Raw genomic sequence first — 14,669 nt, forward strand, 5'->3', positions numbered from 1 at the left:
GGGTGGGGTGAGGGGTGGTCGGCTGTCGACAGGCGACGCCAAGGATGACGTCGAATGGCCGAAAACAGCGGACAACTTACGGAGAACCGGCCCCCGGGGAACGGAATGTGACCCAGAGCACGTTGAAGTCGTTGTGGTAACGCCTACGTCTGCGGTCGAGCCCGCTGGGTAGGTCCGCTGTGTCCTGTTCCCCCACGGCCGGGAGGCCACCATGCCCGCTGCCGCGCAGCTTCTGCTCTCCGCCCTCTCCAAACAGGCACCCGGTCCCGTCCCGCTGCCCGGTGCGGTCCCGGCCGCCGGGCCCGGCCCCGGTCCGCTGACGAGCGAGCCGCCGCTCGCCGACGCGATACCCCTCATCAGCGAGCCGCCGCTCGCCGACGCCACGCCACTGACCAGCGAAGCCCCGCTTGCCGTCAACGCCCCGCTGACCAGCGAGCCGGCCGCCTCCGGCGGCGCGTGGGGCATGGAGTTCCCAGGAGTCTGAATGGGCTTGTCCCGGCTCGCCGCACTGCACGGCGTCGCCACCTCCTACTCCCCGTCCGCCGATGTCACGGTGTCCGTTGCCGACGACACCGTCATCGCCGTGCTCGCCGCGCTCGGCGTGGACGCCGCCACGCCCGAAGCGGTACGGGAATCGCTCGCCGCCGCCGAGTCCTCGGCCCGGTCCCGGCTGCTGCCGCCGACGCTGGTGGTGTGGAGCGGGGAGCCACTGCCACCGGCCCTGACCGCCCTGCCACCCGGCACTTCGCTGGACATCGGACTCGATCGAGGGGGGGACGGCGGATCGCCCCCGCCCCTGCGGATGCACATTCCGGCCGACCGGTCGGATCCGGCCGTTTCGGGACGGGGCGCCGCCGACGCGGGCACGGGTGCGGGCGGGGAGAGTGGAACGGGCGCGGCTGAAGGTGCGGGAGGTGACACCTCGACGGGCGTGCCCCCGACCCCCGCCTGGTGGGTCGAACCGCCGCTCGGGGTGCACCGGTTGGCCGTACGCGCCCCGGGCGGCCGGAGCGCGACCGGCACGCTCGTCGTCGCCCCGCCCCGGGTGCCGCAGCCGCCCGCACGCAGCCACGGCTTCCTCGTCCAGCTCTACTCCCTGCTCTCCGCCCGCTCCTGGGGCATGGGCGACCTCGGGGACCTCGCCGACCTCGCCGCCTGGTCCGGGCGGACCCTCGGCGCCGGATTCGTCCAGGTGAATCCGCTCCACGCCGCCGTGCTCGGCAACCCCACCGACCCGTCCCCGTACCGCCCGTCGTCACGGCGCTTCCCCGACCCCGTCCATCTGCACATCGAGTCCATCCCCGAGTACGGGCACGTGCCGGACCGGGGCACCCTCGACGATCTGCGTCAGGACGCGGCGACGCTCAGCGACACCGTGCTGAACAAGGGCGCCCTGATCGACCGGGACGCCGTCTGGGAACTCAAGCGCCAGGCTCTCGAACTCGTGACGAAGGTGCCCCTCACCCCGGGCCGCCGCGCCGCGTACTGCGACTTCCTGGCCGAGCAGGGGCAGGCCCTGGAGGACCACGCCCTGTGGTGCGCCCTCGCCGAGGTGCACGGCTCCGACTGGCACACCTGGCCGGCCGCGCTCCGCGACCCCCGTTCCAAGGAGACCGCCCGCGCCCGCCGCGCACTGCTGGACCGGGTCGATTTCCACTGCCGGCTCGCCTGGCTGACCGACAGCCAGCTCGCCGTGGCCCAGCGCGCCGCCCTGGACGCCGAAATGGCCGTCGGCATCGTCCACGACCTCGCCGTCGGTGTGCACCCCGGCGGTGCCGATGCCTGGGCCCAGCAGGACGCCTTCGCGCACGGCATGTCCGTCGGCGCGCCCCCGGACGCCTTCAACGCCCGCGGCCAGGACTGGGGCCTGCCGCCCTGGCGCCCCGATGTCCTCGCCGCGTCCGGCTACGCCCCGTACCGAGGACTGCTGCGCGGACTCCTCGCCCACGCGGGAGCCCTGCGCATCGACCACGTCATGGGCCTGTTCCGGCTCTGGTGGGTGCCCGAGGGGCGCCCGCCCACCGAGGGCACCTACGTCAGCCACGACGCCGAGGCGATGCTCGCCGTCCTCGTCCTGGAGGCGCACCGGGCCGGCGCGGCCGTCATGGGGGAGGACCTCGGCACCGTCGAGCCGGGCGTACGCGAGGCACTGGCCCGGCGCGGCGTGCTCGGCACTTCCGTGCTCTGGTTCGAACGGGACTGGGCGGGCACCGGCCGCCCGCTGGCCCCCGAGGAGTGGCGCGAGGGCTGCCTGGCCACCGTCACCACGCACGATCTGCCGTCCACCGCCGCCCGGCTGACCGGCGACCATGTGACGCTGCGCCACCGCCTCGGCCTGCTCACCCGCAGCCTCGCCGAGGAGCTGACCGCGGACGCGACCGACACCGCCGAGTGGCTGGGACATCTCGCCCGGCTCGGCCTGCTCCCCGAGGGGGAGGGCGACGAGGAGGGCGCCGTCCGCGCCGTACACCGCTTCCTGCTGCGCACCCCCGCCCGCATGGTCGGAGTCTGGCTGCCCGACACACTGGGCGACCGCCGCCCGCAGAATCTTCCCGGCACCTGGGACCAGTACCCCAACTGGCGACTGCCCGTCGCCGACGGGGAGGGCCACCCGGTCACCCTGGAGGGGCTGGCCGCCGCACCTCGCCTGCACCGGCTGATGGAGGTCTTCGAACCTCGTGAGGACCGCCCGGGAACCCACCCGGATCTCCACCCGGATCTTTACCCGGAAATCCACCCGGAATCCCGCCCGTGACCCCGTACGGCACCCCCGGGCGCGCGCCCGTCCCGGGCGTTCGCTACGTTTGCACCGTGGACAAGAAGAACGCTATGCGCGCCGGCGCCGTCGCGGCCGGAACGACGCTGATGATGCTGCTCATGTCGTCCCCCGCGCTCGCGCTCACCCGCGACGACGGTGACGACCCCGGTCCGGGCCTGAGCGTGATGGAGACCATCGGTCTGTACGTCGTGGCCCCCATCGCCCTGTTCGTGGTCATCGCGGGCCTGGTCATGATCTTCGACAAGTCCAAGAAGCAGGCCTAGCACCCACGCTCTTCCCGAGTGCGCCGCAGGTACCCCGTACCGTGCGGCGCACACGCATGTCCGGACCCGGATGCCCGGTCCGGACCCCGGGTAGGTTGCGGCCATGATCGAGTGGGACGTCAAGAAGCTCCGCATCCTCCGTACCCTGCGCGACCGGGGCACGGTCACCGCGACCGCACAGGCCCTGCTGATGACTCCGTCCGCGGTCTCGCAGCAGCTGTCCAACCTGTCCGGACAGCTCGGCGTACCGCTCCTGGAGGCCCAGGGCCGACGGGTCCGCCTCACCGACGCGGCGCACCTCGTGCTGCGCCATGCCGAGGCCGTCTTCGCCCAACTGGAGCGCGCCGACGCCGAACTGGCCGGCTATCTGCGCGGCGAGGCCGGCGAGGTACGGATCGCGGCGTTCTCCACGGCGGTGCCCGCCCTCGTCGTACCGGCGATCCAGCGGTTGCGTGCCGAAGAGCGCCCGGGACCGGACGTACGGGTGCGGGAGGCGGAGGCCGCGCAGGCGTACGAACTCCTGGCCGCCGGTGACGTGGACCTCGCCCTGTCCCTGGCCGCGCACGCCCCGACGGCCCGCGACCCCCGGTTCGTGGTGCTGCCCCTGCTGGCGGACCTGCTGGACGTGGCCCTGCCCGCGGACCACCGCCTCGCCGCGGCGCCCGCCCTCCGTCTGGCGGATCTCTCCGGCGACCCCTGGATCTTCGGCGGCTCCGGCCCCTGGTCGCAGATCACGACGGCCGCGTGCGAGGCCGCCGGATTCGTGCCCGAGCAGGCGCACAGCGCCTCCGGCTGGACGGCGATCCTGGCCATGGTCGAGGCGGGCATGGGGGTTGCCCTGATCCCGCGCATGGCGTCGGCGGAACGGCACAGCCGGGGTGGCGTGGTGATGCGCGCACTGGAAGCGGACCAGCCGCGACGCCATGTGGTGGCAGCGGTACGACAGGGGGCCGAAACGGGTCCGGCGGTGGCCAGGGTCCTCGCGGCGCTCACCGAAGCGGCCTCATCGTTCACTTCATCTGAATAGATGATGCAAAAACTTTCGATGGACCTAATTGGTTGTCCGCCGCGACAGTAGGCGCATGACCTTCGAACAGAATGAGAACCGGCACGAGGATCCCCACGCCAACGATGCGGCTCCGTACGGCGGTGGCGACCCGTACGCCGACTACCGCACCACCGACCTCCCCTTCACCGAACTCGTCGACCTCGCTGACCGCCGCCTCGGCGCGGGCGTGATCGCCGCCAACGACGAGTTCTTCGCCCAGCGCGAGAACCTCCTGGTCCGGGAGCGCGCGGTCTTCGACCCCGAGCACTTCGGCCACAAGGGCAAGATCATGGACGGCTGGGAGACCCGCCGCCGACGCGGCGCGGACGCGGCCCATCCGTTCCCGGCCCCCGAGGAGCACGACTGGGCCCTGATCCGCCTCGGCGCCCCAGGCATCATTCGCGGCATCGTCGTCGACACGGCCCACTTCCGCGGCAACTACCCGCAGCGCGTCTCGATCCAGGCAACGGCGGTCGAGGGCTCACCCGGCCCCGCCGAACTCCTCGCCGACGACGTGAAGTGGGAGGAGATCGTCCCGCCGACCCCCGTACGCGGCCACGCCGCCAACGGCTTCGAGATCACCGGCGGCCGCCGCTGCACCCACGTACGCCTCCGTCAGCACCCCGACGGCGGCATCGCCCGCCTCCGCGTCCACGGCGAGGTCCTCCCCGACCCGTCCTGGCTCGCGACGCTCGGCACGTTCGACCTGATCTCGGTGCTGAACGGCGGCAGTTACGAGGACGCCTCCGACCGCTTCTACTCCTCGCCGACCCAGATCATCCTGCCCGGCACCTCCCGCAGGATGGACGACGGCTGGGAGAACCGCCGCCGCCGCGTCCGCGACACGAACGACTGGGTCCGTTTCCGCCTCCCCGCCCAGGGCGCGGTCCGCGCGGTCGAGATCGACACGGCCTACCTCAAGGGCAATGCGGCCGGCTGGATCGCCCTCCAGGGCCGCAACGGTGAGACGGGCGAATGGTTCGAGATCATCCCCCGCACCAGGCTCCAGCCCGATGCCCTCCACCGCTTCCCCCTCCGCGACCTGGCGATCGTCACCCACGTCCGTCTCGACGCCTTCCCGGACGGCGGAGTCGCCCGCATGCGCCTGCACGGCAGCCTGACGGAGTCGGGTGCGGCCGAACTGGCCCGGCGCTACGAGGAGTCGGGCGCATGATCCCCATCCCGTGACTCCTTCCTCCCGTAACCACCTTTGCTCCCGCCCGTCGGACGGCTGCGCGACGGCGCCCGCCCGACGGGCGGTCTCCAGGGCCAACGGCCCCCCGGTCCAATGCCTGCGCGACTGTGGGCGCGGAAATCCAGGCCGTGGTCGACTCGGGCGGCAAGACGTTCCGGCTGTGATCCGACAGCCGGGTGGGAGAGAGGAAGGGGCGCCCCCGCAATCGCGGGAGGCGCCCCTCACTGCTTAACCGTTCAGCCGTTACGCCGTGGCCGCCGCCGCGTCCGCGGCCTGGGCCTTCAGCGCGCGCTCCACACCCGAACGCGACTCGGACATCAGACGGCGCAGGGCCGCGTTCGGCTCCGCCGAGGACAGCCAGGCGTCCGTGGTGTCCAGCGTGGCCTGCGAGACCTGGACGGCCGGGTAGAGGCCGACGGCGACCTGCTGCGCCATCTCGTGGCTGCGCGACTCCCAGACGCCCTTGACCGCTGCGAAGAACTTCTCCGTGTACGGGGCCAGCAGTTCGCGCTGGTCGGTCTGGACGAAGCCGGCGATGACCGCCTCCTGGAGGGAGTTCGGCAGCTTGTCGGACTCGACGACCGAGGCCCACGCCTCCGCCTTCGCCTCCTCGGTGGGGCGGGCCGCGCGGGCGGTCGCCGCGTGGCGCTCGCCCGCCGCCGTCTTGTCGCGCTCGTACTCGGCGGCGATCTCGTCCTCTTCGAGCAGGCCGGTGGCGGCGAGCCGCTCGACGAACGCCCAGCGCAGCTCCGTGTCGACGGCCAGGCCCTCGACCGTCTCCTTGCCGTCGAGCAGCGACTGCAGCAGGTCCGTCTGCTGCGGGGTGCGGGCCGTCGCCGCGAAGGCGCGGGCCCAGGCCAGCTGGTGGTCGCTGCCCGGCTCCGCCGCGCGCAGGTGCGCCAGCGTGGCCTCGGTCCACTGCGTCAGCCCGGCCTCACGCCACTCCGGCGCCGCGTACAGGTCCAGCGCCAGCTTCACCTGACGGTGCAGCGATTGGACGACACCGATGTCCGACTCCTTGCCGATGCTGGAGAGCACCAGGGAGAGGTAGTCCCGGGTCGCCAGCTCGCCGTCGCGGGTCATGTCCCAGGCGGAGGCCCAGCACAGGGCGCGGGGGAGGGACTCGGTGAAGTCGCCGAGGTGTTCGGTGACGACGCGCAGCGACTCCTCGTCGAGACGGACCTTCGCGTACGAGAGGTCGTCGTCGTTCAGCAGGATCACGGCGGGGCGGGCGGTGTCGGCCGGGAACGGCACGGTCGTGCGCGCGCCGTCGACGTCCAGCTCGATCCGGTTCGTACGGACCAGCTTGCCGGAGTCGTCGTGGTCGTAGCAGCCGATCGCGATGCGGTGCGGCCGCAGCGTCGGCTCGCCCTTCGCGCCGGCGGGGAGGGCCGGGGCCTCCTGGAGGACCGTGAAGGACGTGACGTGGCCGTTCTCGTCCGTGGCGACCTCAGGGCGCAGGATGTTGATGCCCGCCGTCTCCAGCCATGCCTTCGACCAGGTCTTCAGGTCCCGGCCGGAGGTCTCCTCCAGCGCGCCCAGCAGGTCGGACAGCCGGGTGTTGCCGAACGCGTGTGCCTTGAAGTACGCCTGGACGCCCTTGAAGAACTCGTCCATGCCGACGTACGCCACCAACTGCTTCAGGACCGAGGCGCCCTTGGCGTACGTGATCCCGTCGAAGTTGACCAGCACATCGTCCAGGTCACGGATGTCCGCCATGATCGGGTGCGTGGACGGCAGCTGGTCCTGGCGGTAGGCCCAGGTCTTCTCGGAGTTGGCGAACGTGGTCCAGGAGTGCGGCCACTTCGAGCCCTGCGCGTACGCCTGGCAGGCGACCGAGGTGTACGTGGCGAACGACTCGTTCAGCCACAGGTCGTTCCACCACTCCATGGTGACGAGGTCGCCGAACCACATGTGCGCCAGCTCGTGCAGGATGGTCTCCGCACGCCGCTCGTACGCCGCGTCCGTCACCTTCGAACGGAACACGTACTGGTCGCGGATGGTGACCGCGCCCGCGTTCTCCATCGCACCGGCGTTGAACTCCGGGACGAACAGCTGGTCGTACTTGGCGAACGGGTAGTCGTAGTCGAACTTCTCCTGGAACCAGTCGAAGCCCTGCCGCGTCACGTCGAAGATCGCGTCCGCGTCGAGGAACTCGGCCAGCGAGGGACGGCAGTAGATGCCGAGCGGTACGGACTGGCCGTCCCTCTCGTAGCTGCTGTGCACCGAGTGGTACGGGCCGACGATCAGGGCCGTGATGTACGTCGAGATGCGCGGCGTCGGCTCGAAGGACCAGACGTCGTCCTGCGGCTCGGGCGTCGGCGAGTTCGAGACGACCGTCCAGCCGTGCGGCGCCTTCACCGTGAACCGGAACGTCGCCTTGAGGTCGGGCTGCTCGAAGCTCGCGAAGACGCGGCGCGCGTCGGGCACCTCGAACTGGGTGTAGAGGTACGCCTGCTGGTCGACCGGGTCGACGAAGCGGTGCAGGCCCTCACCCGTGTTGGTGTACGAGCAGTCGGCGACGACCTTCAGCTCGTTGGAGCCCGCGACCAGGTGCGGGAGCTTGATGCGCGAGTCGCGGAACACGGCCGCGACATCCAGCGCCTTGCCGTTCAGCTCGACCTCGTGCACGGCCGGGGCGACCAGGTCGATGAAGGTCTCCGCACCGGCTTCGGCGGAGTCGAAGCGCACGGTGGTCACGGACCGGTAGGTGCCGCCCTCCTGCGCTCCGGAGAGGTCGAGATCGATCTCGTACGCGTCCACGGTCAGCAGGCGCGCCCGCTCCTGTGCCTCTTCGCGGGTCAGATTGGTGCCAGGCACGCGGTCATCTCCTTGGTATGTGACGTTTCCGGTCATCCTTCCACGTCGCATGCCCGAGTGGAGTGGCTATAGGTGTGCCACCGGGGTAGCATCGATGGTATGAAGATCAGTGTGAGCCTGCCGCAGGAGGATGTCGCCTTCGTCGACGAGTACGCCATGAAGACCGATGCGGATTCCCGGTCCGCGGTGATCCATGCCGCCATCGAGCTGCTGCGTGCCGCCGGTCTGGAGGCGGAGTACACGGAGGCGTTCGAGGAGTGGGACGCGAGCGAGGACGCCGCGCTCTGGGACCGTACCGTCGGAGACGGAATCGCCGATGCGTAGAGGCGACATCCACCTGGTCGATCTGGAGCCGGCCAGGGGCAGCGAGGCCAACAAGGTCAGGCCTGCCGTGATCGTCTCCAACAACGCCGCCAACCAGTCGGTCGAGCTCAACGGCAGAGGCGTGATCACCGTGGTGCCTCTGACGTCGAACACCGCACGTGTTCTCACGTTCCAGGTCCTTCTCAGGGCCGACGAGAGCCGTCTGCCGAAGGACTCGAAGGTCCAGTGCGAGCAGGTCCGGGCGGTCGCCCCGGACCGTGTCCTGAAGCGGATCGGTACCGTCCCCCGCCGGCGCATGGCCGAGATCGACGCCGCCCTGCGACGGCATCTCGCCCTCTGACGGACACGAGCGCATACGAAAGGGCGGCCACCGAGCACCGGTGGCCGCCCTTTCGCGCGCGAGGCGTCAGCCGTTCAGCTCCGCCGCCACCAGCTCCGCGATCTGTACCGCGTTCAGCGCCGCGCCCTTGCGCAGGTTGTCGTTGGAGACGAAGAGCGCGAGGCCGTTGTCCACGGTCTCGTCGACCCGGATCCGGCCGACGAACGAGGCGTCCTTGCCGGCCGCCTGCAGCGGGGTGGGGATCTCGGAGATCTCGACTCCCGGGGCGTCCTTCAGCAGCTCGTATGCGCGCTCGACGCTGATCGGACGGGCGAAACGTGCGTTGACCTGGAGCGAGTGGCCGGAGAAGACCGGCACCCGGACGCAGGTGCCGGACACCTTCAGCTCCGGGATCTCCAGGATCTTGCGGGACTCGTTGCGGAGCTTCTGCTCCTCGTCGGTCTCGAAGGAGCCGTCGTCGACGATCGACCCGGCCAGCGGCAGCACGTTGAAGGCGATCGGACGCTTGTAGACACCCGGCTCGGGGAAGTCGACGGCCCCGCCGTCGTGGGTGAGCTTGTCGGCGTCGGCGACGACCTTGGACGCCTGGCCGTGCAGCTCGGCGACACCGGCCATGCCGGAGCCGGACACCGCCTGGTAGGTGGCGACGGTCAGCGTCTGGAGGCCGGCCTCGTCGTGCAACGGGCGCAGCACGGGCATGGCGGCCATCGTGGTGCAGTTCGGGTTGGCGATGATGCCCTTGGGCCGGTTCGCGATCGCGTGCGCGTTGACCTCGGAGACGACCAGCGGGACCTCGGGGTCCTTGCGCCAGGCGGAGGAGTTGTCGATCACGACGGCGCCCTGCGAGGCGACCTTCTCGGCGAGCGCCTTCGACGTCGCGCCACCGGCCGAGAACAGCACGATGTCCAGCCCGGAGTAATCGGCCGTCGAGGCGTCCTCGACGGTGATCTCCCGGCCCTCCCACTCGATGGTGGAGCCCGCGGAGCGCGCGGAGGCGAACAGCCGCAGCTCGTCGGCCGGGAACTTCCGCTCGGCCAGGATCCTGCGCATGACTGTGCCGACCTGACCGGTGGCGCCGACGATTCCGACCTTCACAGGGACTCCTTCAAACGTACGAACTGGCACGGTTGCCGCTCCATGATGCGTATGTGAACGGCTTCCTTGTCCAATCCATTGTCCGCGCTGCGGACACCCTCCGCCCGGCCGGGCGGGCAGAGCAGTGGGGCGGGAGCTCCTCTGAGCACCCGCCCCACGTCGTACGGATCACACGGTGACCGCGGTCACCGCGCAGATCACGGGCTCCGCTACGGCGTGACCTTCTCGATCACGACGCTGCCGGTGCCCGCCGCGGTCCCGTGGCTGTTCACCAGGTGGACCTCGCCGAAGAACTGCCGGCCCTCGGGGGCCGCCCCGGCGACCGAGACTTCGGCACCGATCTGGGCGGAGGCGCCGTTGGCCAGGTTCACGGCCTTCGACTCGTCGACCTTGATCGTGCCGAGCGACGGCGCGTAGTACACATCGCGGTAGTCGTACGTGGTGGTCCCGGCCGGAACGCTGTAGCCGTCGATCACGACGGTGTACGTACCGGCGGCCGGCTTCACCAGGCTGACCGACTCCTCGGAGCCGGCCGTGGTGGACTTGCCGACCTGGGTGTTGCCCCGGTAGACGTACAGGTCGAGGTCGGCGTTGGCGTCCGACGTACCGCCGATGGCGACGTCCAGCTTCTCGACGCCCTCACCGATGGTGACCTCGAACTCCTGCTCGTCGCCCGTCTTGATCGACGGCTTGGCGACCTTGGCCGAGCCCAGCGAGCCGCCCTTGAGGGTGCCCTCCAGGTCGCCCGCGTTGTTGGTGGCCTTCCAGCTCACCGGGGCGGGCGTGCCGATCTTCGCCTCGGCGATGGTCTGCACCGCCGGGTCGAAGGTCGCGCCGAGCAGCGAGACGTCCAGCTTGTACGGGTTGTCCAGCAGCGGCGACGTGCGCCGTGCCTCGACCTCGATCTCCCAGACGCCCGGCTGCGGGTCCTTGTAGGAGCGCACGTCGGGGCGGCAGGTGTTGGTCGGGTTCTCGTAGTTCGGGTAGCAGAAGATCGTGGAGCTGTTCTCCATCTGCACGCCGTACGGGTGGATCGAGATGAAGCGGGTCTGGCTGCCCGAGCGCAGCGCGCTCATCGAGACCTCAAGGGTCTTGGCGCCCTCCGGAACGGTCAGGAAGTACGACGTGGTGCTGTTGCGCTGCACCGAGCCGGACGCCTTGAACGCGTAGGCGGGCTTCACGAGCGGCGTGGAGACGACCACCGTGGTCAGGATCTGCTGGTCCACGCCGACGGTCTTGCTGTCGTCCACCTGCAGGATCGCGCTGTGCACTCCCGCGCTGCCCGGCTTCGCCTCGACCTTGACGGTGACGGGCTTGCCCAGCGGCAGGGAGACCGTGCCCGGACCGGTCAGCTTGAACGTGCCGTCGTTGTTCTTCCACGACAGCTGGTGCTTGACGGCCTTGTCCGGACCCGTGGTGCGGGTGATCGTGACGTCGTACGACTTCTTCTGGCCGGCCTTCAGGCCGCCCTCGCGGTCGTACAGGCCGGTACCGAAGCCGGGGGTCTTCAGCGCGAAGTCGATCGCGGTGTCGACCGGGGCCTTCACCGAGTACTCGTGCGCCGGGGCGCCCTGCTTCTCGATCTGCTTCCAGGCACCGACGATGTCGATCAGACCGGAGCCCTGGGCGTGCGCCGGCACACCCTTGATGTGGGTGGCGGTGCTGGTCAGCGCCGTACGCAGATCGGCCGGCGGCAGCTCGATGTGCTTCTGCTTCGCGGCCGACAGCAGCAGCGCGGTCGCACCGGCGGCCTGCGGCGAGGCCATCGAGGTGCCCTGCAGCATGGAGTAGCCCGCCGGCAGGCTGTAGCCCGCCTCCTTGACCGGGCCGCCGGGCAGCCAGGTCTGGGTGGTGTTGATGGACGCACCCGGGGCCGTCAGGATCGGCGCGAAGCCGCCGTCCTCACGCGGACCGCGCGAGGAGAAGGGCAGCATGTCGTACTTCTTGGTGACGTTCGAGCCGTAGTTGGCGGCCCACGTCTCCTTGGAGATGGACGCACCGACGGAGATGACGTGGTCGGCGAGACCGGGGTCACCGATGGTGTTCACACCCGGGCCGTCGTTGCCGGCCGAGATGACCAGCTGGACGCCGTAGATGTCGATGAGCCGCTTGTAGAGCTCCGCGCGGGCGTTGTTGCCGTCGTTGAGTGGCGGCAGGCCACCGATCGACATGTTGACGACATCGACACCGCGGTTCACGACGAGGTCGATCATGCCCTCGGTGAGCGCGATGTTGGTGCAGCCGCCCGACCAGGTGCAGGCACGCGAGGAGACGATCTTCGCGCCGGGCGCGGCACCGTTCATCTCGCCGCCGAACAGGCCGTTCGCGGAGGTGATGCCCGCGACGTGGGTGCCGTGCTCGGACTCGATGACACCGATGTTGACGTAGTCGGCCTTGTCGCCGGCTGCGTTGTACACGACGTTCTTGCGGGTCTCGACGACGAACGGGATGCGCTCGACGACATCGGTCGCCGGGTTGTCCGTGCCGAAGTAGCCGACCTGGTGGCCGTCCTTGTACGGCTTCATGACGGCGTCGTTCGTGAAATCGGCGTCGTTGTTCAGGTCGACGCGGGTGGTGCCGGTGACCGGGTCGTAGAGCACGGCCCAGACGTCGGTGGTGTCACCGTCGCGGTTCAGGTCTCCGGCCATGTCGCCGCCCTTGGTGGCGGCCTCGGAGAAGAGCTGGATCTTGTACGAGCCGGCCGGCGCCGAGTAGGTGCGGCCCCCGATGGTGAAGGTCGGGCCGGTCACCGAGGCCGTCATCCGCAGCCAGGTGCCGTCGCCGTCGCTGACCGGGTCGGTGGCCGTCACCCAGTCGACGATCTTGCGCTCGCCGGTGGTGGTCTTCTGGAGCGCCGGGTGACCGAGGTCCACACCCGAGTCCAGGATGCCGATGGTCACGCCCCGGCCGTCGGCCTTCGGGTGCTGCTTGACGAAGTCGACCGCGCCCGTCTCGAAGGACGGGTTGTACGGGTTCTTCGCCGGCGTCTTCTTGCCGGGCGCCGGGTAGGTGCCCGTGGACTTCGTCGTCGCTCCGGCGACCCGGTCGGCCGTGGGCGTCGGGTCGTCCAGCTTGATCTCCTGCTTGAGATCGATGCCGTGGACGGACGACAGCTTGGAGGCCGCCTTGATGGTCGCCTCGGCGGACGCGGTGGGCACGGTGGCCCTTACGTAGCCGAGCTTGTCGTACGCACGTCCCAGCACGGACCCCTTGACGGCATCCAGTTGCTTGGTGACCTGCTCGGTCGCACCGGGAGCGGTGGCGACCATCATTGTGATGTTCTTCTCGCCCTTGGCCTTGGCCTTGGCCAGAATATCGGCGTCGGCCGTGCCGAGCTTGTCGGCCGTGGCGCTCTTGGCGGCGGACTTGACGGGGGCGGGGTCGTCGGCGGCGAAGACCGGGGCGGCGCCGGTGGCGGCCAGCGCGGCCACCAGGCCGGCGGCAGCCGCGACTCGGGCCGCGCGTCTCGCCCCGGGTATGGAACTGGGGGACTCGGTGGTCATCAGCATCCCTGAAGTGAAAGAGAGAGTCCGGAATTCGGTACCGGATGACCGCTCACCCTTTCGTAAATGACAGGGGTTTGTGGAGAGTTGCAGGGGGCGAGATGTGGACATGGCGGGCTTCCGCCAGTGGTGCTGATGCGCCATCAGGGGCGAAACGGTGAATAAGTGGCCGCTGTGGCCCGTCCTCAACGAGGCAGGATCATCACATACGCGGCCGGTTCACGGTCGGCCGCCGCCATCAGCGCCGTACGCACCACGACCGCCTGCTGCTCCCGCGCCTCGCGGAGCTTCTTCGGCGAGAGGTGGACGACGGTGACGCCGAGCCGCTCCAGGTGTTCCCGCTTGGCGGCGTACGCGGACCACTGCGCGTCGTGATCCTCCTGGCGCCGGTCGTCGTCGAGCCTGCTGTGCCGTGGCGCCCTGGTGTCGAGCACCACGGCGACCGCCTCCTCGAGCCAGTAGGCGTCCACTCCGCCCAGATGCGGGCCGCCGGGCAGCCGCAGGTCCACGTTCCAGAGCGGCTCCGGCAGGCCGTACATCCGCACCATGTCGTACAGTCGGCCCTCCGCCAGTGCCCGGCCCTCGGCGAGCAACGAGTCGACGGCGTTCACCACATGGGGGCGGTCCAGCAGTCCGGCCCGGCTCAACTCGCGTACGACAGCGGCCGGCTCGCAGTGCCCGCCGCGGACCGCCTCGGTGAGCAGACGTCGTACGGCCGGGGCGTCCCCGAGCCCGGCGACCGCGTCGGCAAGCGCCCACTCCACCGGGGCCACGGGCAAGCCGTGCACCTGCTCGGGGCGGGGCGGCTCGGAGGCCCGCACCAGATGTACGTACCGGACCGAGCGCAGTCGCCGGATGCGCGGCACCAGTACATCGATCCGGTCCGACGACGCGGGCGGCGGCGCGGCCGCGAAGCCGTACAGGGCGAGCGCGGCAAGCCCCGTGACCATGGCCTCGCCGTACTCGGGCTCCGTGTCCGGCCCGGGCTGCGCGGGTACGCCCCGGCGGCCGGAGGCCGGTGGCCGACCCGCGTACAGCAGGGCGGAACGCAGCCGTTCCTCGCCGGTGGGCGGTCCCGGGTGCAGGACGTACACGCCGGGCAGCGGCTGCTGCCACGGCCCACCGGTCCTGCACCGTGCGGCGACCTCCGCGGCGGACACGCCGTGCGCCCTCAACTGTGCTGCGGACAGCACGCGTTGACGGGCGTCACCGGCGACGGGGAGGTGACAGGGGGAGAGCGGGGAGTTCTGGGTCATGCTCCGGGGTATCCCGCACACGGCCCTGCCGCTAACCCCTGTTACA

The 14,669-nt window shown here is 70.6% G+C and carries 11 protein-coding genes; 7 read left to right on the top strand and 4 right to left on the bottom strand.

From position 1 onward, the window contains the following. The first annotated feature begins 211 nt into the window (after nt 1-211). The 5 genes from OG609_RS27095 to alc all read left to right on the top strand — a co-directional run bounded on the left by OG609_RS27095 (nt 212) and on the right by alc (nt 5,264). Nucleotides 212-484: a hypothetical protein gene (locus OG609_RS27095; RefSeq protein WP_327275206.1), complete on the top strand. Its 273-nt coding sequence runs from the start codon at nt 212-214 to the stop codon at nt 482-484. Next, a complete protein-coding gene (gene malQ / locus OG609_RS27100; RefSeq protein WP_327275207.1) occupies nt 485-2,755 on the top strand; it encodes a 4-alpha-glucanotransferase in 2,271 nt (756 codons plus the stop codon). 56 nt (nt 2,756-2,811) lie between these two features. Further along, the gene (locus OG609_RS27105; protein WP_327275208.1) at nt 2,812-3,042 is read left to right on the top strand and encodes a hypothetical protein; all 231 of its coding nucleotides are present in this window, start codon (nt 2,812-2,814) and stop codon (nt 3,040-3,042) included. A 103-nt stretch (nt 3,043-3,145) separates the two neighbouring features. Next, entirely contained in the window at nt 3,146-4,069 is a 924-nt protein-coding gene (locus OG609_RS27110) for a LysR family transcriptional regulator (RefSeq protein WP_327275209.1), read from the top strand. A gap of 55 nt (nt 4,070-4,124) precedes the next feature. Further along, nucleotides 4,125-5,264, top strand: a complete 1,140-nt coding sequence (alc, locus tag OG609_RS27115) for an allantoicase (protein ID WP_327275210.1) — start codon at nt 4,125-4,127, stop codon at nt 5,262-5,264. A 264-nt stretch (nt 5,265-5,528) separates the two neighbouring features. On the opposite strand, the gene pepN is transcribed toward alc, so the two are convergent. Then, nucleotides 5,529-8,105 carry an aminopeptidase N gene (gene pepN / locus OG609_RS27120; protein ID WP_327275211.1) on the bottom strand — a complete coding sequence of 859 codons (2,577 nt, stop codon included), beginning with the start codon at nt 8,103-8,105 and terminating at the stop codon, nt 5,529-5,531. 99 nt (nt 8,106-8,204) lie between these two features. On the opposite strand from pepN, the gene OG609_RS27125 reads away from it, so the two are divergent. Both OG609_RS27125 and OG609_RS27130 read left to right on the top strand, forming a co-directional pair. Further along, the gene (locus tag OG609_RS27125; protein WP_266361474.1) at nt 8,205-8,429 is read left to right on the top strand and encodes a ribbon-helix-helix domain-containing protein; all 225 of its coding nucleotides are present in this window, start codon (nt 8,205-8,207) and stop codon (nt 8,427-8,429) included. Continuing rightward, nucleotides 8,422-8,769 (top strand): type II toxin-antitoxin system PemK/MazF family toxin, encoded by a 348-nt coding sequence (locus OG609_RS27130; RefSeq protein ID WP_114244521.1) that lies wholly within the window; start codon nt 8,422-8,424, stop codon nt 8,767-8,769. The genes OG609_RS27125 and OG609_RS27130 overlap by 8 nt, the downstream gene beginning before the upstream one ends. Before the next feature lie 66 nt (nt 8,770-8,835). Here the strand turns inward: OG609_RS27130 and OG609_RS27135 are convergent, their stop codons facing one another. The 3 genes from OG609_RS27135 to OG609_RS27145 all read right to left on the bottom strand — a co-directional run bounded on the left by OG609_RS27135 (nt 8,836) and on the right by OG609_RS27145 (nt 14,623). Continuing rightward, a complete protein-coding gene (locus OG609_RS27135; protein ID WP_327275212.1) occupies nt 8,836-9,864 on the bottom strand; it encodes an aspartate-semialdehyde dehydrogenase in 1,029 nt (342 codons plus the stop codon). A gap of 209 nt (nt 9,865-10,073) precedes the next feature. Further along, nucleotides 10,074-13,373 (bottom strand): S8 family serine peptidase, encoded by a 3,300-nt coding sequence (locus tag OG609_RS27140; protein WP_327275213.1) that lies wholly within the window; start codon nt 13,371-13,373, stop codon nt 10,074-10,076. 179 nt (nt 13,374-13,552) lie between these two features. Beyond that, the gene (locus tag OG609_RS27145; RefSeq protein ID WP_327275214.1) at nt 13,553-14,623 is read right to left on the bottom strand and encodes a hypothetical protein; all 1,071 of its coding nucleotides are present in this window, start codon (nt 14,621-14,623) and stop codon (nt 13,553-13,555) included. Nucleotides 14,624-14,669 lie beyond the last annotated feature (46 nt).

This window comes from Streptomyces sp. NBC_01224 (assembly GCF_036002945.1).
Lineage (GTDB): Bacteria > Actinomycetota > Actinomycetes > Streptomycetales > Streptomycetaceae > Streptomyces.

What these genes read in the sequence shown, in the direction of transcription:
- OG609_RS27125 (WP_266361474.1), top strand. Translation starts at nt 8,205, where the DNA reads ATGAAGATCAGTGTGAGCCTGCCGCAGGAGGATGTCGCCTTCGTCGAC.
- OG609_RS27145 (WP_327275214.1), bottom strand. Translation starts at nt 14,623, where the DNA reads ATGACCCAGAACTCCCCGCTCTCCCCCTGTCACCTCCCCGTCGCCGGT.
- malQ (WP_327275207.1), top strand. Translation starts at nt 485, where the DNA reads ATGGGCTTGTCCCGGCTCGCCGCACTGCACGGCGTCGCCACCTCCTAC.
- alc (WP_327275210.1), top strand. Translation starts at nt 4,125, where the DNA reads ATGACCTTCGAACAGAATGAGAACCGGCACGAGGATCCCCACGCCAAC.
- OG609_RS27140 (WP_327275213.1), bottom strand. Translation starts at nt 13,373, where the DNA reads ATGCTGATGACCACCGAGTCCCCCAGTTCCATACCCGGGGCGAGACGC.
- OG609_RS27110 (WP_327275209.1), top strand. Translation starts at nt 3,146, where the DNA reads ATGATCGAGTGGGACGTCAAGAAGCTCCGCATCCTCCGTACCCTGCGC.
- OG609_RS27095 (WP_327275206.1), top strand. Translation starts at nt 212, where the DNA reads ATGCCCGCTGCCGCGCAGCTTCTGCTCTCCGCCCTCTCCAAACAGGCA.
- OG609_RS27130 (WP_114244521.1), top strand. Translation starts at nt 8,422, where the DNA reads ATGCGTAGAGGCGACATCCACCTGGTCGATCTGGAGCCGGCCAGGGGC.